The organism is Mycolicibacterium komossense (assembly GCF_025822605.1).
GTDB lineage: Bacteria > Actinomycetota > Actinomycetes > Mycobacteriales > Mycobacteriaceae > Mycobacterium > Mycobacterium komossense.
Genome location: NZ_JACKTY010000020.1, coordinates 101,897 through 122,441, shown reverse-complemented (window position 1 = coordinate 122,441; position 20,545 = coordinate 101,897). Strand labels below are relative to the sequence as shown.

The 20,545-nt window shown below is 65.4% G+C and carries 20 protein-coding genes and 1 pseudogene; 8 read left to right on the top strand and 13 right to left on the bottom strand.

Features of this window, described 5'->3' with window-relative positions; genetic code table 11:
• Positions 1 to 6: 6 nt before the first annotated feature.
• Complete coding sequence (locus H7J73_RS08080) at positions 7 to 474, top strand: NUDIX hydrolase (protein ID WP_264066806.1); 468 nt, start codon at positions 7 to 9, stop codon at positions 472 to 474.
• Here the strand turns inward: H7J73_RS08080 and H7J73_RS08075 are convergent.
• Complete coding sequence (locus H7J73_RS08075) at positions 461 to 988, bottom strand: lipoprotein LpqH (RefSeq protein ID WP_264066805.1); 528 nt, start codon at positions 986 to 988, stop codon at positions 461 to 463. The genes H7J73_RS08080 and H7J73_RS08075 overlap by 14 nt on opposite strands.
• Positions 989 to 1,104: 116 nt before the next feature.
• Complete coding sequence (locus H7J73_RS08070) at positions 1,105 to 1,542, bottom strand: lipoprotein LpqH (RefSeq protein ID WP_264066804.1); 438 nt, start codon at positions 1,540 to 1,542, stop codon at positions 1,105 to 1,107.
• Between the two features lie 62 nt (positions 1,543 to 1,604).
• Here H7J73_RS08070 and tgt point away from each other — a divergent pair, with 62 nt between their 5' ends.
• From tgt to H7J73_RS08055, 3 genes are all read left to right on the top strand, one after another.
• Positions 1,605 to 2,843, top strand: a complete 1,239-nt coding sequence (gene tgt, locus H7J73_RS08065; RefSeq protein ID WP_264066803.1) for a tRNA guanosine(34) transglycosylase Tgt — start codon at positions 1,605 to 1,607, stop codon at positions 2,841 to 2,843.
• 263 nt (positions 2,844 to 3,106) lie between these two features.
• Positions 3,107 to 5,290: a putative bifunctional diguanylate cyclase/phosphodiesterase gene (locus H7J73_RS08060; protein WP_264066802.1), complete on the top strand. Its 2,184-nt coding sequence runs from the start codon at positions 3,107 to 3,109 to the stop codon at positions 5,288 to 5,290.
• Positions 5,291 to 5,326: 36 nt separating this feature from the next.
• Positions 5,327 to 6,556 carry a cytochrome P450 gene (locus H7J73_RS08055; protein WP_264066801.1) on the top strand — a complete coding sequence of 410 codons (1,230 nt, stop codon included), beginning with the start codon at positions 5,327 to 5,329 and terminating at the stop codon, positions 6,554 to 6,556.
• Here H7J73_RS08055 and gluQRS read toward each other — a convergent pair.
• Positions 6,546 to 7,433 carry a tRNA glutamyl-Q(34) synthetase GluQRS gene (gene gluQRS, locus H7J73_RS08050; protein WP_264066800.1) on the bottom strand — a complete coding sequence of 296 codons (888 nt, stop codon included), beginning with the start codon at positions 7,431 to 7,433 and terminating at the stop codon, positions 6,546 to 6,548. The two genes, H7J73_RS08055 and gluQRS, sit on opposite strands and share 11 nt — an antisense overlap.
• A 17-nt stretch (positions 7,434 to 7,450) precedes the next feature.
• Here gluQRS and H7J73_RS08045 point away from each other — a divergent pair, with 17 nt between their 5' ends.
• Together H7J73_RS08045 and H7J73_RS08040 are read left to right on the top strand one after the other, a co-directional pair.
• Positions 7,451 to 8,815 (top strand): alpha-amylase family protein, encoded by a 1,365-nt coding sequence (locus H7J73_RS08045; RefSeq protein WP_264066799.1) that lies wholly within the window; start codon positions 7,451 to 7,453, stop codon positions 8,813 to 8,815.
• On the top strand, positions 8,812 to 9,801 hold the full coding sequence (locus tag H7J73_RS08040) for an NAD-dependent epimerase/dehydratase family protein (protein ID WP_264066798.1): 990 nt from the start codon (positions 8,812 to 8,814) through the stop codon (positions 9,799 to 9,801). Before H7J73_RS08045 ends, H7J73_RS08040 begins: the two co-directional genes overlap by 4 nt.
• On the opposite strand, the gene H7J73_RS08035 is transcribed toward H7J73_RS08040, so the two are convergent.
• The 10 genes and pseudogenes from H7J73_RS08035 to H7J73_RS07990 all read right to left on the bottom strand — a co-directional run.
• The gene (locus H7J73_RS08035) at positions 9,798 to 10,871 is read right to left on the bottom strand and encodes an ATP-dependent DNA ligase (protein ID WP_264066797.1); all 1,074 of its coding nucleotides are present in this window, start codon (positions 10,869 to 10,871) and stop codon (positions 9,798 to 9,800) included. The two genes, H7J73_RS08040 and H7J73_RS08035, sit on opposite strands and share 4 nt — an antisense overlap.
• 170 nt (positions 10,872 to 11,041) lie before the next feature.
• Positions 11,042 to 11,329 carry a hypothetical protein gene (locus H7J73_RS08030; protein ID WP_264066796.1) on the bottom strand — a complete coding sequence of 96 codons (288 nt, stop codon included), beginning with the start codon at positions 11,327 to 11,329 and terminating at the stop codon, positions 11,042 to 11,044.
• A 152-nt stretch (positions 11,330 to 11,481) separates the two neighbouring features.
• Positions 11,482 to 11,718, bottom strand: coding sequence for a hypothetical protein (locus H7J73_RS08025; RefSeq protein WP_264066795.1), 237 nt, complete (start codon positions 11,716 to 11,718; stop codon positions 11,482 to 11,484).
• A gap of 118 nt (positions 11,719 to 11,836) precedes the next feature.
• Positions 11,837 to 12,841 carry a serine hydrolase domain-containing protein gene (locus H7J73_RS08020; RefSeq protein WP_264066794.1) on the bottom strand — a complete coding sequence of 335 codons (1,005 nt, stop codon included), beginning with the start codon at positions 12,839 to 12,841 and terminating at the stop codon, positions 11,837 to 11,839.
• Between the two features lie 11 nt (positions 12,842 to 12,852).
• Complete coding sequence (locus H7J73_RS08015; protein ID WP_264066793.1) at positions 12,853 to 14,097, bottom strand: L,D-transpeptidase; 1,245 nt, start codon at positions 14,095 to 14,097, stop codon at positions 12,853 to 12,855.
• Positions 14,098 to 14,518: 421 nt separating this feature from the next.
• Complete coding sequence (locus tag H7J73_RS08010) at positions 14,519 to 15,463, bottom strand: M56 family metallopeptidase (protein ID WP_264066792.1); 945 nt, start codon at positions 15,461 to 15,463, stop codon at positions 14,519 to 14,521.
• Positions 15,460 to 15,846 carry a BlaI/MecI/CopY family transcriptional regulator gene (locus H7J73_RS08005; RefSeq protein WP_264066791.1) on the bottom strand — a complete coding sequence of 129 codons (387 nt, stop codon included), beginning with the start codon at positions 15,844 to 15,846 and terminating at the stop codon, positions 15,460 to 15,462. The genes H7J73_RS08010 and H7J73_RS08005 overlap by 4 nt, the downstream gene beginning before the upstream one ends.
• Positions 15,847 to 15,922: 76 nt before the next feature.
• Positions 15,923 to 16,837, bottom strand: a complete 915-nt coding sequence (locus tag H7J73_RS08000) for a M23 family metallopeptidase (protein WP_264066790.1) — start codon at positions 16,835 to 16,837, stop codon at positions 15,923 to 15,925.
• Between the two features lie 242 nt (positions 16,838 to 17,079).
• A complete protein-coding gene (locus H7J73_RS07995; RefSeq protein ID WP_264066789.1) occupies positions 17,080 to 17,739 on the bottom strand; it encodes a DsbA family protein in 660 nt (219 codons plus the stop codon).
• 217 nt (positions 17,740 to 17,956) lie between these two features.
• A pseudogene (locus tag H7J73_RS07990) lies at positions 17,957 to 18,088 on the bottom strand (DUF3703 domain-containing protein); the annotation flags it as partial.
• Positions 18,089 to 18,322: 234 nt separating this feature from the next.
• On the opposite strand from H7J73_RS07990, the gene H7J73_RS07985 reads away from it, so the two are divergent.
• Both H7J73_RS07985 and ligD read left to right on the top strand, forming a co-directional pair.
• Positions 18,323 to 19,123 (top strand): serine hydrolase, encoded by an 801-nt coding sequence (locus H7J73_RS07985; protein WP_435405446.1) that lies wholly within the window; start codon positions 18,323 to 18,325, stop codon positions 19,121 to 19,123.
• 314 nt (positions 19,124 to 19,437) lie between these two features.
• Positions 19,438 to 20,472: a non-homologous end-joining DNA ligase gene (gene ligD, locus H7J73_RS07980; RefSeq protein WP_264066788.1), complete on the top strand. Its 1,035-nt coding sequence runs from the start codon at positions 19,438 to 19,440 to the stop codon at positions 20,470 to 20,472.
• Positions 20,473 to 20,545 lie beyond the last annotated feature (73 nt).

The window sequence follows — 20,545 nt, the reverse complement described above, 5'->3', positions numbered from 1 at the left end:
CGGTGGATGCCGAAACTCAGTGCGGGACTGCTCCTTTACCGGATCAACGACAATACCGTCGAGGTCCTGATCGCCCATCCCGGTGGACCGTTCTGGGCTCGTAAAGACGACGGTGTGTGGTCGATTCCCAAGGGGGAGTACGACGTCGGCGAAGAACCTTGGCACGCCGCACAACGCGAGTTCGCCGAAGAGCTAGGCCTGCCGGCTCCCGCCGGACCGCGGATCGACCTCGGCGAGGTGCGCCAGGCCGGTGGCAAGGTGGTCACCGCGTTCGCGGTACACGCCGACCTCGATATCACCGACGCTCGCAGTAACACCTTCGAGCTGGAATGGCCCAAGGGATCCGGCCGCGTGCGGGAGTTCCCTGAGGTGGACAGGGTGGCGTGGGTTCCGCTGGCGGTCGCCAGGGCGAAGCTGTTGAAGGGCCAGTTGCCTCTTCTCGATGTCCTGAGCGGCGCGCTTACGGGCAGGTGATCGCGATGTCGAAAGACTTGGTGACCATCGCCGTGGGGTTGGCGGTGTCCATGCCGGTCGCCTTGCCGGTGATCTTGTAGGTGTTGCCGTCCTTGGTGGCCGACGCTTCGCCGCCAGGGACGCCGGGGGTGTAACCGAGCACGACGCCACCGACGTTGCCGAGACCGACCTGCTTGACCTCCGGCGGATCAGCATCGGAGAGCTGTGCGCCGAGGCCACCCGTCGTGTTGCCGATGGCGATCTGGATGTTGCCACCGAGGTTGGTGCACACCACGGTGCCGTCCACATTCTGGGCGGCGCCGTCGATGCTGAGAGTGGCCGCTCCGGGCGGCGGGTTGCCCTTGGCGGCGTCCGTCGCGGACGTCACGGCGCTCGTCGCGGAACTCGCCGCGGTCTTTGCGGTCTCGGTCGCCGAGCTGGCGTTCTCCGAGGCGGATTTATTGCTGGAACAGCCGGCCAAGCCCCCGACCACAACCGCCGCACTACCGACGGCGACTATCAGAGCACGCTTCACAACGGTCCTCCTTTGATGTTGTGATCCGTCGGCGTCGGCGGACCTGCCTTGCAGTATGGATCGCCCTCGGGAGGAGGTCCGGCGAATGGCGGAATCATCAGGTACGCCGGTCCGGCCTAACAAGCCACCTTGATGGCGAAGGTGCTGTTGCTACGGAAGCTGGGGTTGTCGGTGTTGAAACCGTCGGCGGTGCCGGTGATCGAATAGGTCGCCCCGGTCATGCTCACTGCGGCGTCACCGGCCAACCCCTGGGTGTAGCTGCCGGTGAAGCCGCCCAGGTCGGTGATGGTGACGGCCGTGACGGTCTGTTTGTCGCCGTTCGAGACCACCACCGTGGTGCCGGAGTTGGTATTGCCGGCGGTGATCGTCATGGTGTGGCCGGCCGGCGTGCAGTCCACCGACTGGAAGCTACCCAGCTTCTGGTCGTTGATGGTCACCTCGGCGGTGCCGGGCACCAACGCTCCGGGTTGCCTCTGCTGTTGCGGCGGCGATGAGCAGCCTGCGGCGATACCGACGATCAGCACAGCCCCGGTGAACCACACTGACTTCTCCACCGCACGAATGTAGCGGCCGCGGGCCGGGCCCCGTGCCGGAAATCTGTACGAGGTCCGGTTGAATGACCGTTGTGGGCAACTTCTTCACGGTGCGCGACGATCTGCCGGGGCGGCGTGGCCGGACCGGCGTGATCCATACGCCGCACGGCGATATCCACACGCCGGCCTTTGTCGCGGTCGGTACCAAGGCCACGGTCAAGGCCGTCCTGCCCGAGACGATGAAAGAACTCGGAGCACAGGCAGTGCTGGCCAACGCCTATCACCTCTATCTGCAGCCGGGTCCCGATGTCGTCGACGAGGCGGGTGGACTCGGGACGTTCATGAACTGGTCGGGACCGACGTTCACCGACAGCGGTGGTTTCCAGGTGCTGTCCTTGGGGTCGGGGTTCCGCAAGGTGCTGGCGATGGACACCGAGCGGGTCCAGGCCGACGACATCATCGCCAAGGGCAAGGACCGGCTGGCCCGCGTCGACGACGACGGGGTCACCTTCACATCGCACCTGGACGGATCGACGCACCGATTCACCCCCGAGGTGTCGATGGGGATTCAGCATCAGCTCGGCGCCGACATCATCTTCGCCTTCGACGAACTCACCACCCTGGTCAACACCCGCAGCTACCAGGAGCAGTCGGTGCGTCGTACGCATGACTGGGCGGTGCGCTGCGTGACCGAACACCGCAGACTGACGCTGGCACGGGCCGGCAAGCCGTATCAGGCGCTGTTCGGTGTTGTGCAGGGCGCGCAGTACGAGGACCTGCGACGTGAGGCGACCCGTGGGCTGGTCGGCATCCGCGACGAGGACGGGCGGGGATTCGACGGCTACGGGATCGGCGGCGCGCTGGAAAAGCAGAACCTGGCCACGATCGTCGGCTGGGTCACCGACGAGCTTCCCGATGACAAGCCGCGGCACCTACTCGGGATCAGCGAGCCCGACGATTTGTTCAACGCGGTTGCCGCCGGTGCGGACACCTTCGACTGTGTCTCGCCGTCGCGGGTGGCCCGCAACGCCGCGGTGTATTCGAACGACGGCCGGTTCAACATCACCGGCGCCCGGTACAAACGGGACTTCACGCCGATCGACGCCGAATGCGACTGCTACACCTGCGCGCACTACACCCGCGCCTACTTGCATCACTTGTTCAAGGCCAAGGAGATCCTGTCCGCCACGTTGTGCACGATTCATAACGAGCGGTTCATCATCCGGCTCGTCGACCGGATCCGGGCGTCGATCGGTAGCGGCGATTTCGACGAACTGCGCGATCACGTGCTCGGCCGCTATTATTCGCAGCGTCCCGCCTGACGGGGCCGGAGGAACTTTTCGCCCGTAATACCTGTGCTCGTAAATCCGCGCCAGGACACGGGGAGCGCTTAGACTGGCGGCGGTATTTTCTGGTCCAATCTCGCTACTTGCCGCGAGAATTTCAGGCGCGGGGATCGGGGCGCGCCATGCGAAATTGCGGACGATTGCGCGCTGTCGATCTTGCTGGAGCACTGGCGATGCGCCTCGGCGCCGCCGTAGCTTTCCCGCTTTTCTCCGAATGGGGCGGCGAGGTCATGTGAGGTATGGCCAAGAACCTCACTCTGCTGGCATTGGCTGTGTTCGCGCTGATCTGTGCGCTGGCCGCGGCTCGATCTGCTCTCGGGCTCCGACGCACAGCGTGGGGGATCTTGGCTTTCGGCCTGGCAGCCTGGGCCGTTGCCGACGTGATCCGGATTGGTCAAGTCCGACTGTCCGAACCCGAGCGATTTCCGCGGCCGGTGGATTACCTCTATCTCGCATTCAGCGCGTCGACTGTGCTGGCAATGGCGCTGTTTCCGGCCAAACGGACAGGGCAGCGACGGCTGCGTTTTGCGCTCGATGCCACCACGACGGTGCTCTGCTTGTCGTTGCTCTTGTGGGTGACGGCACTGCACCGGGTTTACGACAGTTTCGTGGGGCTGAACACAGCAGTTGTCGTGACGATGCTCTTCCAGATCGGGGACCTGGTTGCCCTGACCATCGCCCTTCTGGCGCTCGTCCGCGCAGATGTCCGCGATCGACGGGTGTTGTGGTTGCTTGTCGCCGCGCTCGGGTTGCTGACCGTCACCCACAACGCCTACGCCCTTCACGTAGCTGAGGCCGGCTACCAGATCGGCTCCATGGCCGATATCGGTTTTGCGGCGGCGCTGATCGCTTTCGCCGGTGCAGCAATACTGAGCCGGCGGCCCGCACCCCCTCCACGGCCTGCTGCGGCGCTTCCGTTGGATTCGTCGCTGTGGCTGCCATATGTGCCGCTGCTGTTGGCGGGCACTGTTGGGCCAGCGCTGATCATGTCGGGGCTGGAGCGAGTTCTGGTCCCACTAGTCGTTGTCGCGGTCTGTCTACGACAAGTGCTCACAGCCAGGGAAAATCGGCGATTGCTGGCCGCGGCGGCGGAACAGGCGCTGCGGGATCCGTTGACCGGCCTGGCCAATCGCACCCTGTTCTTCGACCGGCTGGCGCACGCGATGATGCTGGACCGCCACGACGATAGGTCGGTGACGGTTGTCTCGCTTGATCTCGACGATTTCAAACTTGTCAACGACAGCCTGGGGCACCCGACCGCGGACACCGTTCTGGTTCTCGTCGGCAAGCGCATCAGCGCATGCGTGCGGACGGGTGACACCGTCGCACGGCTGGGCGGCGACGAGTTCATCCTGCTCTTGGAAGGCCCGGCCGACCACGCCCACATGGTTGCCGAGCGCATCGTCGCGGCGTTCGCAGAGCCGTTCGTCATCGACGGGGAGAGCATGCTGATGCGCCCGAGCGTCGGCATGGCGGTCGCTTCGTCAGCCGAGCCCGAGCTGGCGCCGGAGACCTTGGTCAACCGCGCCGACATCGCGATGTACGCCGCGAAGCGCTCACGGTTGACGGGGTTGCACACGTTCAGCTCGGAAATGACTTTGTTAGAACCCGATGTGGCCTATCAGGTGGACAGCGCCGACAGGCAGCTGTCCGACGGTGTCGCGCAGGTTCGCCTACTGGGCGAGTTGCGCCGCGCCGTCGACGAACGCGGCCTTGACGTGGTTTACCAGCCGAAGTTGGAGTTGAGCACCAACCGAATCGTCGGGCTGGAGGCGCTGCTGCGATGGCCGCACCCGCAGTTGGGCGAGCTGCGGCCGGATAGCTTCATGGCGCTGGTGCGCCAGCACGGCCTGATGCGGCCGGTGACCGAGCTGGTGTTGGAGAGAGTCTTCGACGACGCGGCGCGTTGGGCCTCGTCGGGGCTGCACCCGCGAGTTGCGGTCAATCTGTTCGCGCCGTTGTTACGCGATGAGCGCCTACCCGACGCACTGCGCGACGCGCTGGACGAACATGGTCTTGCGCCGGAGATGTTGACTCTCGAGGTGACCGAAGACCTGGCCCTCGACGAGGTCAGCCGGGTGACCGCTGTACTACACCGGCTGCGCCGCCATGGCATTCGTGTCGCGATCGACGACTTCGGCAGTGGCTATTCGGCGCTGTCCTATCTCCGCGATCTGCCCATCGACGAGGTCAAACTGGACCGGCACTTCATCAAATCGGTAACCAGGGATGCGCGGGCCGCGGCGGTGGTCCGTGCGGTAATCGACCTCGCCCGTGACCTGGACATCAGCGTGGTGGCTGAGGGCGTTGAGGGCGCCGAGACCGCCGTGTGGTTGCGTGAGCACGGTTGCGATATCGGGCAGGGCTACTACTTCGGGAGGCCCGCCGCTGCCTCGGAGATCCCGCAGCTGATCGGCAGGTGAGCCTGCGCACTGCGTCATGCGTGCACAATCGACAGGGTGACTGCTTCTGGCCTCGCCGAACCGCAGGGGCTGCTGTTGCGGCTGCTGGATCCAGCCAATCGCGCCAACCCGTACCCGCTGTACGACGATATCCGCGCCCGCGGGCCGCTGGTGTTCCCCGACGGGAACCTGGTGGTCTTCTCCCGCTACGCCGACTGTGACGAGGTGTTCCGGCATCCGTCCTCGGCCAGCGACCGGTTGAAGTCCACTGTCGCCCAGCGAGCGATCGCGGCAGGCGAACCTGCTCGCCCCTTCGGCCAGCCGGGCTTTCTGTTTCTCGACCCGCCGGACCACACCCGGTTGCGCAAGCTGGCCCAGAAAGCGTTCGCGCCCAGGGTGATCAAGGCTCTCGAAGGTGAGGTCGCCACGCTGGTGGAGGCGATGCTCGATGACATCGCGGCGGCCGGCCGGTTCGATGTGATCACCGACCTGGCGTACCCGCTGCCGGTTGCGGTGATCTGCCGGCTGCTCGGGGTACCGATCGAGGACGAACCCGAGTTCGGTCGGGCGTCCGCGCTGCTGGCCCAGTCGTTGGATCCGTTTGTCACCTTCACCGGTGAGCTGCCTGCCGGCTTCGAGGAACGGCTGAAGGCGGGAAAGTGGCTGCGTGAGTACCTGCGCGGCCTCATCGACCGGCGACGCAGCGATCCGCGGGACGATCTGATCTCGGGCTTGATCGCCGCCGAGGAGGACGGCGACCAGCTCACCGAGGAGGAGATAGTCGCGACCTGTAATCTGCTGCTGATCGCCGGGCACGAGACCACGGTCAACCTGATCGCGAACGGCATTCTGGCGATGCTGCAGAACCGCCGGCACTGGACGGCGCTGGCGGCGGACCCGCAGCGTGCGGCGGCCATCGTCGAGGAGACCCTGCGTTATGACCCGCCGGTGCAGTTGGCCGGCCGGGTCGCTGCCGAAGAGTTGACCATCGGCGGTACCACCGTGCCCAAGGGGGACAACATGATGTTGCTTCTTGCTGCGGCGCAACGGGATCCGGCGATATATGCCGAGGCGGACGTCTTCGACCCAGAGCGGGCCAACCTCCGCCACCTCGGGTTCGGGCACGGGGCGCACTTCTGCCTGGGTGCTCCGCTGGCCCGCCTTGAAGCCAGGATCGCGTTCACGGCGCTGACCGCCCGCTTCCCGCAGGCCCGCCTCGGCAGTGAACCTGTCTACAAACCGAATGTCACCTTGCGAGGGCTGTCATCGCTGGATGTCACTGTCTGACCGGCTCGTAGATCCAGGGCAGGCGAGGCAGCCGCGCCGGGTCGAATTCGTCGAGCATGCCGCCGGGGTTCGTCGCGGTGAACCCGAGCGACGCCGCGATCTCGGCCATCGCAGTAGCCCGTCCGATATCGGAAAGTGATACTGCGCCATCGCGTTTCGCCAGCCGCTTGCCCGCAGTGTTGAGCACCAGGGGCACATGCGCATACACGGGCGTCGGGTAGCCCAGCAGCGTCCCCAGGTATGCCTGTCGCGGCGAGGAGGACAGCAGATCGTCGCCGCGCACCACCTGGTCGATGCCTTGTGCCGCGTCGTCGACGACGACGGCCAGGTTGTAGGCGGCCACCCCGTCGCCGCGCCGCAGGACGAAATCGTCGACCACGCCGGTGTACTCACCGTGCAGCAGATCGATCACGGAGTACTCGTGGGTGTCGGACCGCAGTCGCAGGGCGGGTGGTCTACCCCCCGCACGCCGCTGGTCCCTCGCGGTATCGGTGAGGTCGCGGCAGGTCCTCGGGTAGGCGCCCTCCGGCGCATGCGGTGCCCGTGGTGCCTGCAGGATATCTTTTCTGCTGCAATAACATTCGTAGGTCAGGCCCCGGCTGCTCAGCTCGTCGACCACGGACTCGTAGCGGTGGACGTGCTGATGCTGAAACTCCGGCGGCTCGTCCCACGCCAGGCCAATCGCGGTCAGGTCGGCGAGCTGTCGGGTGGCGGTATCGCTGGATGACCGGTCGTCGAGGTCCTCGACTCGCAGCAGAAAGCGCCGGCCGGTCGAGCGGGCGAACAGCCAGGCCAGCACGGCGGTGCGCAGATTGCCGATGTGCAGATCGGCCGACGGGCTGGGAGCGAACCTGCCCGCGCCGGCGGTGCGGGTCACGTCGGAGAATCTAATGCATGCGCACGCCAAGTCGATGGGCCTCGGCTCGCCACCCGCTGATCTACGAGATCAATACCTGGCCCTGGCTGGCGGACCTGCGCGCCACTGCGGGTACATCCGTTGACCTGTCGTCCGTGCCCGAACAGTATTGGGACACCATCGCCGACGCCGGGTTCGACGCGGTGTGGCTGATGGGGGTGTGGGAGCGCAGTCCGGGCGGTGCAGCCATCGCCCTGCAAGACCCCGATCTGGTCGAGACCTTCCAGGCGGTGTTGCCGGACTGGAGTCCCGACGACGTCGTCGGATCCGCCTACTGCATCCGCGACTACGTCGTCGATGCCCACCTCGGTGGTCGCGATGGTCTGGCCGTGGCACGGTCGGAGCTGGCCGCCCGGGGGCTCGCCCTGCTCCTCGACTTCGTGCCCAATCACGTCGCCCCCGACCACCCATGGACAGCCACGCACCCCGAGTACTTCGTGATGGACGGTGCGGTGCCGGCCAAGGGCAAGGATCCCTACTTCCCGGCATGGGCAGATGTTGTGCAGCTCAACGCCTTCTCGGCCACGCTGCGCGATGCGATGGCGCAGACCCTGTGCGACATTGCCGGCCAATGCGATGGCGTCCGCTGCGATATGGCCATGCTCACCATCAACGAGGTCTTCGCCCGCACCTGGGGCGATCGCGTCGGCGCCGCTCCCGATCAGGAGTACTGGCCAACGATCATCGGCGCCGTTCGGGCTACTCACCCGGGGTTCGGCTTCATCGCCGAGGCCTACTGGGACACCGAACATGCCTTGCAGGAGCAGGGTTTCGACTTCTGCTACGACAAGAAGCTCTACGACCGCCTAATGGACGGCGACGCCGCGGGGGTCCGGGCACACCTGTCGTCCGATCCGGCCTATCAGGAACGGCTGGTGCGGTTCGCGGAGAACCACGACGAGCCACGCCTGGCTGCCATCGCTGATCCGGCCCGGCAACGGGCCGTCGCCGTGGCGACGCTGACGCAGACGGGAGCCCGACTGGTCCATCACGGACAGCTGGAGGGCCGCAAAATTCACGTGCCGGTCTTTCTGGGTCGCGGTCCTCGTGAGGAGATCGACGACGACCTGGCCTCGTTCTATCGATCGTTGCTGATGATGTTGCACGACAGTTCGTTTCGAAGCGGACAGTGGACGTTGTGCGACGCTGTGCCACCGCTGCTGGCCTGGTGCTGGGAAGGGGAGCGGCGCTGGTCGGTCGTGGTGAACCTCAGTGACGGGCCTGCGGCGGGCCGGGTGTCCGCGCCGTGGGGCGAGTGGGGGATCGAGCTGGGTGCGTGGGGGTGGCAGTTTTCAAATGTCCGACCGGACCGGCCCAGTGATGCACTACCTTGGGCCCCATGAAGGTTCTGGTCACCGGCGGCACCGGTTTCGTCGGGGCATGGACGGCCAAGGCCGCGCAGGATGCGGGCCACCAGGTCAGGTTCCTGGTACGCAGCCCGGCCCGCCTGGGCACCAGTGCGGAGCAGATCGGCGTCGATATCAGCGACCACGTCGTCGGCGATATCGCGGACTCGGAGGCGACCGCCGCGGCACTGGCCGGCTGTGACGCCGTCATCCATTGTGCCGCAATGGTTTCCACAGATCCATCGCGCGCCGACGAGATGCTGCATACCAACCTCGAAGGCGCTCGCAACGTGCTGGGTGGGGCCGTTGCAGCGAAGTTGGATCCGATCATCCATGTGTCGAGCTTCTCGGCGCTGTTCCGCCCCGGCTTGGAGGTGCTGCATGCCGATCTGCCCGTGGTCGGTGGCTCCGACGGCTACGGCAAGTCCAAGGCCGTGGTGGAGGCGTACGCGCGGGGTCTGCAGGATGCTGGTGCGCCCGTCAACATCACCTACCCCGGCATGGTGCTGGGACCACCGGCCGGCGATCAGTTCGGCGAGGCAGCCGAAGGGGTGGAAGCCGCCGTGAAGATGCACGGTGTCCCCGGCCGTAGCGCCGCCTGGATTGTCGTCGACGTGCGGGACCTCGGCGCAATCCATACCGCTCTGCTGGAGCCGGGTAAGGGGCCGCGCCGTTACATGGCCGGCGGGCAACGGGTGACGGTAAGCCGAATCGCGTCGTCGATCGGCGCTGCCGCCGACCGCCGTCTGGTGGTGGTTCCGGTTCCGGATGTCGCGCTGCGTGCGCTCGGATCCTTGTTCGACGTGATCGGCGACCAGTTGCCGTTCGAGACCCCGATCAACTCCGCGGCGATGCAGTATTACACCCAGATGCCGGAATCCGATGACACCCCCAGCGAGCGGGACCTCGGTGTCTTTCAACGTGATCCGGACGAGACGGTAGCCGATACCGTCGAGGGGTTACAGCGCGTCGGCCGGATTTAGCCGAGGCCGGCGACGATATCGGCGAGACGGAACGCCGTCGGCTGTTCTAGCTGTGCGTAAGTGCAGGACCGCGGATCGCGGTCGGGGCGCCAGCGGTTGAACTGAGCGGTGTGCCGGAACCGCGACCCCTCCATGTGGTCATAGCGGACCTCGACCACCAGTTCGGGGCGCAGCGGAACGAACGACAGGTCCTTTCCGACGCTCCAGCGCGAACCTTCGTTCTTGCGCGGCGTCCGCTCGCCGTCCAGATGCGCGGCCCAGTTCCACGGGTGGTCGTCGAAAGAGGTGACCAGGTGCTGTAATTCGCTGAAGAGGCTGTGTCGTTTCGCCATGGGGAAGGCGCCGATCACTCCGACCGAAGCCAGCGTGCCGTCGTCGCTGTAGAGCCCCAGCAGCAGCGAGCCGATCGCGTCGGGACCGGATTTGTGGAGCCGGTAGCCGGCGACCACACAGTCCGCGGTCCGCTGGTGCTTGACCTTGAACATAACCCGCTTGTCCGGCTGGTAGGTGATGGTCTGCGGCTTGGCGATCACACCGTCGAGACCGGCGCCCTCGAATTCCGCGAACCATCGACCGGCGGTGTCCGGATCAGTGGTGGCAGGCGTGAGGTGGACCGACTGCCCGGCCCCTTGCAGGGCAGAGATCAGCGCGTCGCGGCGTTGAGCGAAGGGCCTGCCGGTGTAGTCGTCGTCGCCGAGCGCCAGCAGATCGAACACGATGAAGGACGCGGGAGTCTGCTCGGCCAGTTTCCGCACCCGCGAATCGGCGGGGTGGATGCGTTGTTGCAGCGCTTCGAAATCCAGCCCGGTGTCGGTGGCGATGACGATCTCGCCGTCGATCACACACCGAGTCGGCAGCTCTGCTTTGATGGCCGCCACCAGTTCAGGGAAGTACCGTGTCATGGGGCGTTCGTTGCGGCTGCCCAATTCGACCTCGTCGCCGTCGCGGAAGCAGATCGACCGGAAGCCGTCCCATTTCGGTTCGTACGACAGTGCACCGGGATCCACAGGTATCGCGGCCACCGACTTGGACAACATCGGCGACACCGGCGGCATGACGGGTAGCTGCATCACCCGAGACTACTGGGTGGCTCGGATGCACAGACCAGTAACGTCGTCGGCGGTGGTGTCCAAGAAGCGGGGCCCGATCTGATCCGATCCACCAGATCACCTATTGGCCAGAGCTTTTCGAGGACAGGGGACCGCGTCGGCTTCTGCGAGTGGTCGTCAGTGCAAGGGTCTCACCGTGGCGCGCTCTCGTCGCCTGGTTTTGGAGGATCGGCGGGCGGTACCTCGTCGAACACGGTGTTCTTTTGCCGCTGCTTCCTCGATTGCCAGAACGCAATGACCCCTCCGAGCGCCAGGCCCGCGGCCCCTGCGGTGAGAACGGAGGTCTTGGTGTCCGCTGCGGCCGCGGTCAGGGTCACAGAACCTGACGACATCGGGTGAGCGGCCGAGATCCCCGCTCCTGATATCCAGAAGGCCAGCGCGACGAGACTCGTCACGACGATGCGCCCGGCTGCGTTCATGGTCCTCATCTCGATTGCGCCCCGTTTTGCTTAGAGCCCAGTGTATGTTTCGCCGTACCGCGTATAGGGGTGGTACGTACGTAGTCAGACGGTACATACCGCCGCCGCTATCTGAGCGGGGCATGTCGAACTGAAAACGGCTCAGCCCACGCTCAGGGCAAGGACTCCAGCCGAAACCGCAAGGCCATAACTGTTCTGGCGAGGCGCCAGTTCGAAGGCCCGGCGAGCCAGGGCAGATCCGGCCAGCGTCGAATCCCACCCGCGACGCCGACCGCCACTGCGGCCACCGCGCCGATCCAGATCGCCACCGGCAACCGACTCCAGTCAGCCTGGGCCCGTGCCAGTGTGAGGAAGGCGGCGATCGCGATGCCGGTCGTGAGCACACTCAACCGGTCACCGGTGCCCCGCCGGCGTTTCTGACCGCGCCAGGCTAGGACGCCGTCCGCCGTGGGACCGTCAGCAGTAACGCTGCCACGGCGAGGTTCACCACCGTGACGACGGTGCTGGTCACGTCGCATCGACGAGGATGCGGATCGCGATGTCGTCGACGGCGACTGCGGTGTTCGCCAGAATGACCACTGCCGCGCCGTGTTCGCGATCGAGGGCGAGCATGCTGGAGAACCCGCCCGTGCCGCCGTTGTGCCAGGTGACATCTACGTTGCCGGCCCGCAGGGTGAACCAGGCGTAACCGACACGGCTGCCACTGCCGGCATCCCAGCGCGGTTCGAGCGCGCTGAGGCCCGGCGTCCGCCGATCGAGCAGCGCCTGCGCGTAGCGGGCCATGTCCGTCGGAGTCGAGCGCACTCCGCCGGCGGGCGAGTACGCGTTCAGGGTCCAGGCCTGCTCGCGTTGGCCGTTCGCGCTCCATCCGGTCGGCGCATCCGGGGCCAGCTCCGCCGCGGAGACGGGGACGAACGTGCGCGTCATCCCGAGCCGCTGGAGCAGAGCGCGCTCGAGTAATGCCGGGTAGCTGGTCCCGGCATGCGCGGCGAGCGCCTCACCGAGCAGGGCGGCGCCGAGGTTCGAGTACGAGAAGGAGCCGCGGTCGGTGAGTTTCGCCGCACGTGCCTGGGTGAGCAGTGTCGCGAGATCGGCGGTGTAGGGATTGCGATGCCGCAGCACCGCAAAGCCGCTGGCGATGAGATCGCGCGGCCGGTCGGCGATCCGCGGCAGGCCTGAGCGGTGGCTGGCGAGTTCCTCGAGCGTCACATCGGCTGCCGCACTGCCGCCCAGATCGAGCAGGCTCCCGAGCCGGGCGCCTGGGGTGAGCTCGCCGTCCGCCACGGCTTGCGCAAACAGCAGGGCCGTCATCGTTTTCGTGATCGAACCGATCTCGTAGACGGCGTCCGGGCCGGCGCCGAAGTGCGCCTCGACAGATGTCCGGTTGCGGATGTACACGACGCTGACGCGGTCGCGCAGCCCCTGCAGGAGGGGTGCGACACGGCCAATCAGCCCAGGATCACCGGTGGCGGGACCGGTTGTGGGCGGGGTCGGGCGACTGACGATTCGCACGTACGACGCTCTTAGCCCGTGACTACGGCGTTGCCCGTCTTCCATTGATTCCAGGGGATGTTCCAGTCGCCGAGTCCGTCGGTACCAGACAAGGTGGGGCCCACCGTATTGAGGACTTCGACGATATCGCCGCGTTTGGTGTTGTCGTAGAACCACTTTGCGTTCTCCGTGCTGGCGTTGAGGCAGCCGTGGCTGACGTTCGAGCGTCCCTGGCTTCCGACCGACCAGGGGGCGGCGTGGACATAGATTCCGCTGTAGGACATTTGGGTGGCCCAGTTGACGTCGGTGCGGTATCCGTCGGGTGAGTTCACTGGGACGCCGTACGTCGAGGAGTCCATCACCAGGAACGAGTAACGATCGCCAATGATGTACGTGCCCCGGTCCGTGGGACTCGCGTTCTTGCCCATGGAGATCGGCATGGTCTTGACGACGTTGCCGTTGACTCGGACAGTCATCGTCTTGGTGTTGTCGTCGGCGGTGGCGATGACCTCGTCACCGATCGTGAATCGATTGACGACATTGTCCTGGCCGAACAAGCCGTCGCCCAGATCGACGCCGTAGGTGTTGACCTGCACCTCGACCGACGTGCCTGGCTTCCAGTATTGTGCTGGCCGCCAACGGACTTCGCGGTTACTGAGCCAGTAGAAGGCGCCTTCGACAGCAGGGTTCGTCGTGACCTTGATAGCGCGTTGAGCGGCGAGACGGTCGGAGATGTTCTCGTCGAAACGCACGGCGATGGGCTGTCCGACGCCCACGACCTCCCCGTCTTTCGGGAGCGCGTAGGGCATCGTGAGGTTCCGCGGTGAGTGGGTTTCGAAGGTGGCGGTGGTCCTGGCTTTGCCGCCGAGCCCCAACGCCTCGGCGTTCAGTGTGTACTGCCGGTTGTACCCGAGCGGTTCTGCGGAACTCCACGTCAAACCGTCGGGGCTCAGTTTCCCGGCAACGACCCGGCCCTGCTCATTGACCAGCGTCACCGCTCCTAACACTCCGGCGCCGGAGGTCACGGTGACCGGGGATTCGACGGGAACCCCGATGGCACCGTCGGTCACCGAGACTTGCAGCTTCGGCGCGAGCAGGTCTGCGTACGGCGTTCCCTTGTCGACGATCTGGGCGTTACGCTGCTGCTGCGATGCCGACGACGAGTCGGTGCTGCACGAGATGAGCCCCAGTGCGAGGCCGGCGATACTCACGAGCAGCAGCGTCGTCGTCAACCAGATGGCTCGACGCTGTCTCGCCGCGGAATCGATGCGCCTCATGAGTGCCATCCCGTTCGTATCGCCAAAGCGGTCACCGCCTCATCTTACGTACTATCTACGTAGACGAGATCCCAAGCCGTGCAGTGGTGCGACGGATCGGCTCGTTGTGCGGGTCGCAGTGCGTGCATGTTCCAGCACCTGTTCACGTACGTAGTGTCATAGTAGATTGGGATCTGTGAAAGGCGCCCTCGACGTGGACTGTCACGGACCGAGTTCGGGTTGGGACCTTCCGGGGCGCCCGCAGCGAGGGGCCCGGCGGGCCGGCCGATGGATCGCGACGGCACTGTTGGCGGCTCTCGCACTGGCGGCGGTGGTGTTGTGCGGCGCAGATCCGTCGGCTGGGAACCGATCGGGAATGATTGGCGTAGAGCATATTTGGTGGTGATCGATGCGGCCAGCGGTGCGCGCTGAACTGCATCTCCTAGGCAAAGCAGATCAAGGCACCTGACAGCGATAATGCGGCGATGGCCACCGGTGTCCCAACCATCGCTGCCACTGCTCCGGTCAATGTGGCGCGAGTTCGGATTCTGGCCAGCCCCTCTTGTGGATCCGTGAGACGCTCGGCCCGAACGAGCACCGCACCGCCGGCCGCGGCCAGGCCATGGGCGGGCGTACCGGCGCCGGATAGCGCCAGCAGACCGGCCAGTAGCGGCTGACGGCCATGCCGACGAGCGGCGGCGTCATCGGCACACATCTCCAGCAGCGAGCCGATTTGTGCAGCGGCACTGCCGAAGAGCGCGACCTTGGGCAGAGCCGCAGCCAGGCCCCGCACGGCGGCCACGACGTAGGCGTGGCGTCCATCGAGATGAGCGCGCTCGTGGGCGACCACGGCAGCGAGTTGTATTTCGTCCAGCGTTGCCAGGGCGGCGGTGGTCACCACGATCGCCGGTGGGCGGCCCGCCACGCAATACGCCGCAGGCTCGGACGCCTCGATCACCACGACGTCGCTGCCGTCGGACCTGCCGACCAGGCGCACGGCGTCCGCGTGCTCGAAGGTGTGTCTACGCATCCGGCGCAGAGCGCCGCCGACTCGCATGCAGATCGCAATCACACTCCCGACGACAATCGCCACTGCGACGGTCGCAACGATCCGGGCCGGCCAGCCGGCGTGGCCCAGGATGATTGCCTGGAGGCGTTCAAGGCATGACAACAGAAGGGCATCGGGGCTGCCCCAATGACCGGCGGCTTCGACCAACAGCATCGCAACTGCAGCGATCGAGCATCCGATCACGGTGACGACAGCAGTGAGCCAAGCGGTTATCGCCAACCGTGGGGCACCGCCATCGGCGGTGATCCGCAGAAGTAGCTTCGATCCTGCGACCAAGACCACCACGACGTACAGCAGCAATGCCACGGCGACCGTCATCGCCGGCTCGACTTACGGGCGAGGCGTCGCAACGCAGCACGCAGGTCGGCGGATTCTTCGGCATCGATCTGCGCCACGAAATGACTGAGGACCGCTTCCGAGCGGCCGCCGCCACTCAGTGCCTCCAACATCAGGCGGGCGCTGTGTTCCTCGCGAGTCAGGGTTGGCCGGTAGCGGTAGGCCTTGCCGTCCCGTTCGCGCGACAGCCAGCGCTTGCTGTGCAGGTTGTCCATCGTCGACATCACCGTGGTGTACGCGATGTGACGCTCGGCGCTCAATTCGTCGAAGATCTCCCTGACCGTGGTATCGGTTTCGGGGTCGCGGTTCCATAGGCGATCCATGATGTCCGCCTCGAGTTCTCCGAAGCCACGCACCCGAGCCATGATCGAACCTCCTGGGTTAGTCAGTAGGCAGCTTACGGGGCCGATCGGTACGGATCACCCTGCTGAACGTTCGCCCCTAGCCACCCGACACGCCGCGCTCGCCCAACCATGACATGGGGTCGGTCTTTTCGATGCCTTCTCGATGGACCTCGAAGTGCAGGTGCGGGCCGGTCGAGTTGCCTCGGTTGCCTATGGTGGCGATCTGGTCGCCGGCGGTGACGCGTTCTCCGGTCTGCACGATGGCCGTGTCGATGTGGCCGTAGAGCGTGACAGTGCCATTCACGTCGCGGATTTTGACCCACATGCCGTAACCCGGTGTCGGTCCTGAGGCGATCACCTCGCCATCGGAGGCCGCGTAGATCGGCGTACCGACGGCGTTCGCGATGTCGAGCCCGGCGTGCAAGGTGCCCCATCGTGTTCCGAATCCCGACGTCAGGATGCCCAGCGCGGGAAAGACGAACTGCGGGCGTCGCAAGCGCGCTTCTCGCTGAGCCCGCTCCTCGGCGAAGGCGATGGCGTTGGAGAACTCCTCGCGGTGTATCACAGAATCGAAAGTGTTTGCCACTGAGGCAATTTGAATACCTGAGGCGCCTGGAAGGTGGTCCTGGGGTGGCATGGTGTCGGCGACCAGTGCCGGATCGGTCCGCCCCTGCGGTGCGTCCACCGCGGCGTTGGCTCCAGCGGCGAGCGCACCAGCGGCGAACGCGACGATCAGCAGCCTGCTTTGCGTTGCGCCGGCAGCCGGCGGATCCTTGCGATGTGTCGGAGGGCGGGCGCGTCGTGGGGCCGGCCGCGATGCGCGGACGGCAGGACACGATGGCATCAGTACCCAGGGCGACTCCTCTGCACAGTCGTGCAGATCGTCGAGTTCGAGTGCCGTCAAGACCTCGATGTCGGTGATGAAGGGACCGCCGCGACTGGATGCCAAATCCGCCGATCCGCCGAACTCGTCGACGGCAATAATCTCGGTTACGCAGGCATTATGTCCCATTGGGCGAGCGCCCTTGATCTAGGTATGTAGGGCGTAGATAGGTAATCGGCGAACGAACGACCAGCGGTGGGGCGGCTGAAAGTCGGTGGTGCGAAGACTGGTTCGTCAACGGCAGGGGCGTCGGATTCTGACCCTCGGGCGTATCCGCGATTGTCGCCACGGCCCAGTCACGCGAGGCGCGCTGCATGTCCGTCTTCCTCCTTCCCGCGCGGTGATCGTTTGGCGATGACCTACCTTGGCGGTTACTCGTTCAACGCTTGATCGACGGCGGTCGACAAGTCCTCGTAGGTCCTGAAGTTCACCCGGTTGCCGTCGAGGAAAATGGTCGGAGTGCCCTGGACGCCGAGCGCCTTACCGTCGGCGACATCCAGATTGATCCGGTCGAGTGTCGCGGGGTCTTGGTAGGCGGCATCGAAGGCGACCAGGTCGACGCCGAGCTCCGTGGCGAAACCTCGGAAGAGCGCATCTGCCGGAGTCTGTTGTTCACCCCATTGGCTCTGCGTCTCGTACATCTTCTTGTACATCGGCTCGAATTCTCCTTGCTGCGCGGCCGCTTCCACCGCACGGGCCGCACGCTCGGCGTTGAAGTGTGACTGAATTGGGAAGTAGCGAACGACGAAATTGACACGGTCGCCGTACTCGGCTCGAAGCTGTTCGACGAGCGGGAACGCCGCCCGACAGGCTTCGCATTCGAAGTCGAGGAACTCGACGAAGTTGACGTCGCTCCCTGGTGCCGTGTTGAGACGTCGACTGTTGTCGCGGACCAGTCGGCCGACGTCTTCCACCTGTGCCTGCGCCGCGGCCGGTGTACCCCGGTCCCGCACCGAGAGATAAACGCCTGCCCCGATGATCAGGGTGATAACCGCAAAGGCGGTCAGCAGAGTTCGTGTGACAGGAGCCATCGGGGCACATCCTTCTTACGCGTAGCGATCGCTGGTGCGACACAGGTACCGGGGAGGGCAGCGGCTGTTCCTAGGGGATGTTGCCGGGTACGGCAGCGGTGGCTCGGAATGCGCTTGACGATGCATCGCTGCCGACTATATACGTAGCAAGACCGTAGGTGGTCTTACCGGCCGGCGGGACGAACGAGTAACCCGGAGGTCATGGTGGCCGCGGCACTCAGTCGCGTGTCAGGGCGGCTAGATCCGCGGGGAGTGTCATCGGGGTCATGAGACCGGCGTCGATGCGGCCGGTATTGCCGATAGGATAGCGTCGGCTCAGCGATCCCGGCGCGGCTATTATCAGCCGAAGGGTAACCCTGCCCGAATCTGTTCTGCGTGAGGCAAGTCGAGGCACAGCAGTTCGCATTGATCGATCGGCAGCACCGCCATCACAACATATTAATTTATGTTGATATGTCCTGGTCGGACCGTTGACGGCGCCCTCAGGTGGGAAGTCGGCAATCTACGTAGTGAGAACGTAGAACGCGGTGTTTCCACGGCGTGCCTCCTACCGCCGTCTGCTGGCGGCTGACAAGCTACGTCCGTGAAGTCGCTCGTCGCCATTCTTCTCTCGTTGACGGCGGTGCTCTTTGTTCCCGCACCAGTGGCGCGAGCCGACCTGGCGCAGCGCATTGCGCAGGCGGACGCCTACCTTGCCACGCGTCCTGGCACGGTCGGCTACGTCCTGAGAGATCGGGCTAATGGGCTCGCTCACCGCAACGACGCGGCAGGCACGCCGATCTGGACCGCATCCACCATCAAGCTCGCAATGGTGGTCGACCTATTGACCCGGGCAAGCGCTGGTCAGATTGCGTTGACCCCTGCCGATCAGCAACTCATGGTCGACATGATGCACTCGTCTGACAGTGACGCCGCCGACACGCTCTGGGAACGGTACAGCGGACCGGACAACATGGCGTTCAACCGCAATTTCGCGACCTACGGCATGACCAATCTGCAACCACAGCAAGGCTTCAGCAGCACGTACCCGTATTGGGGATTCCAGAAATCCACCACCGAAGACCTCGACCGCCTGATGAGTTACACCCTCACCAGACTGCCGCCCGCACAAACCGCGGCCATCGTGTCGGAGATGCAACACCTCGATGCCAACCAGCAGTGGGGGGTCTGGGGGGCGGGCCCGGCCATGACCCCCGGCAACAAGAACGGATGGTCGCAAGAGCAGGGCGGCTGGGTCGTCAACAGTGTCGGCTTCGCCGGCCCCCAACAGCGTTTCACCCTGGCAATCATGAACTCCCTGGAGGGCGAGGGTGGCTACAGCGATGGCGTCGAGACGACGACTCGACTGGCTCAGATACTCCTCGCGCCGGACCGGTCTGGCTGAGCGCTATCGGCAAGCCGATATGCGAGTGACGTAAGCCGTCATTCCCCCGGGTCTGGACTGCAGTCGGAGGCGGCAAGGTCGCGGAGATACGACGAGGCGCCAACGTGCTCGGCATCGGGGAAGGATGACCCGCCGCCTCGGACCTGTGGACGAGTATTCGACGCAGCCGGCCTCGGCCATCAGTCCATCCACCATTCTTGGGCACTCCGACGTGCGAAGATCACGGAGAGTTCAGTCAACTAGACGGGAGCTGGCGTTCCGCGATGGCGATGTGCCGTTGAACCACGACCACCACGAAGTATTGGAATTTTGAGATGGCCACTGCTGCAGAAGAAATCGATGTCGACGGTATCAAAGTACGACTGTCCAACCCGGATAAGATCTACTTCCCGCAGCTGGGCGCGCAGGGCACCAAACGCACCCTCGTCGAGTACTACCGCACTGTGGCGAGCGGCCCGATGCTGGCAGCGCTGCGTGATCGGCCCACCCATCTGCAACGCTTCCCCGACGGCATCGACGGTGAGGAGATCTACCAGAAGCGGGTGCCGCAGAAACACCCGGACTATCTGCAGACCTGCGAGGTGACCTTCCCGTCGGGCCGTACCGCCGATGCCCTGAAGATCACGCACCCGTCGGCGATCGTGTGGGCGGCACAGATGGGCACCGTCACGCTGCACCCCTGGCAGGTGCGCTGCCCGGACACCGAACATCCCGACGAACTGCGTATCGACCTGGATCCTCAACCGGGCACGGATTTCACCGATGCCAGAACTGTGGCCGTGGACCTCCTCAAGCCACTCCTCGACGAACTCGGTCTGGTCGGTTACGCCAAAACCTCCGGCGGCCGCGGCGTGCATGTCTTCCTGCGGATCGCCACCGACTGGGATTTCATCGTGGTGCGGCGGGCCGGGATCGCGCTGGCCCGCGAAGTGGAGCGGCGCGCACCGGAATTGGTGACGACGTCGTGGTGGAAGGAAGAGCGCGGCGAGCGTATTTTCATCGACTTCAACCAGAACGCCCGTGACCGGACGATGGCCTCGCCGTATTCGGTGCGGCGCACGGCGATCGCGACGGTGTCGACACCGTTGTCCTGGGCGGAGCTGGCCGGCGCCGCCCCCGACGACTACACCATGGCAACAGTCCCGGATCTCGTTGCCTCCCGCGATGATCCGTGGTCCGGTATGGACGACACCAGGCAGTCGCTGCAACCGCTGCTGGATCTGGTGACAGCCGACGAGGACCGTGGGCTCGGCGATATGCCGTACCCGCCGTCGTATCCGAAGATGCCGGGGGAGCCGCCGCGCGTGCAGCCGAGTAAGAAGGTGGCGGCCAACTGGGATGATGGTTGAGGATCCCGTGAGTCCCCGGCCAGACCCGCGAGAGCACCTCCGTTGTGGGGCGCCGGCCTCACCTCTGGCGGGG

What these genes read in the sequence shown, in the direction of transcription:
- H7J73_RS08045 (WP_264066799.1), top strand. Translation starts at nt 7,451, where the DNA reads ATGCGCACGCCAAGTCGATGGGCCTCGGCTCGCCACCCGCTGATCTAC.
- tgt (WP_264066803.1), top strand. Translation starts at nt 1,605, where the DNA reads ATGACCGTTGTGGGCAACTTCTTCACGGTGCGCGACGATCTGCCGGGG.
- H7J73_RS08060 (WP_264066802.1), top strand. Translation starts at nt 3,107, where the DNA reads ATGGCCAAGAACCTCACTCTGCTGGCATTGGCTGTGTTCGCGCTGATC.
- H7J73_RS08035 (WP_264066797.1), bottom strand. Translation starts at nt 10,871, where the DNA reads ATGCAGCTACCCGTCATGCCGCCGGTGTCGCCGATGTTGTCCAAGTCG.
- H7J73_RS08005 (WP_264066791.1), bottom strand. Translation starts at nt 15,846, where the DNA reads ATGGCTCGGGTGCGTGGCTTCGGAGAACTCGAGGCGGACATCATGGAT.
- H7J73_RS07995 (WP_264066789.1), bottom strand. Translation starts at nt 17,739, where the DNA reads ATGGCTCCTGTCACACGAACTCTGCTGACCGCCTTTGCGGTTATCACC.
- H7J73_RS08040 (WP_264066798.1), top strand. Translation starts at nt 8,812, where the DNA reads ATGAAGGTTCTGGTCACCGGCGGCACCGGTTTCGTCGGGGCATGGACG.
- H7J73_RS08080 (WP_264066806.1), top strand. Translation starts at nt 7, where the DNA reads ATGCCGAAACTCAGTGCGGGACTGCTCCTTTACCGGATCAACGACAAT.
- H7J73_RS08000 (WP_264066790.1), bottom strand. Translation starts at nt 16,837, where the DNA reads ATGGGACATAATGCCTGCGTAACCGAGATTATTGCCGTCGACGAGTTC.
- ligD (WP_264066788.1), top strand. Translation starts at nt 19,438, where the DNA reads ATGGCCACTGCTGCAGAAGAAATCGATGTCGACGGTATCAAAGTACGA.
- H7J73_RS08010 (WP_264066792.1), bottom strand. Translation starts at nt 15,463, where the DNA reads ATGACGGTCGCCGTGGCATTGCTGCTGTACGTCGTGGTGGTCTTGGTC.
- H7J73_RS08030 (WP_264066796.1), bottom strand. Translation starts at nt 11,329, where the DNA reads ATGAACGCAGCCGGGCGCATCGTCGTGACGAGTCTCGTCGCGCTGGCC.
- H7J73_RS08015 (WP_264066793.1), bottom strand. Translation starts at nt 14,097, where the DNA reads ATGAGGCGCATCGATTCCGCGGCGAGACAGCGTCGAGCCATCTGGTTG.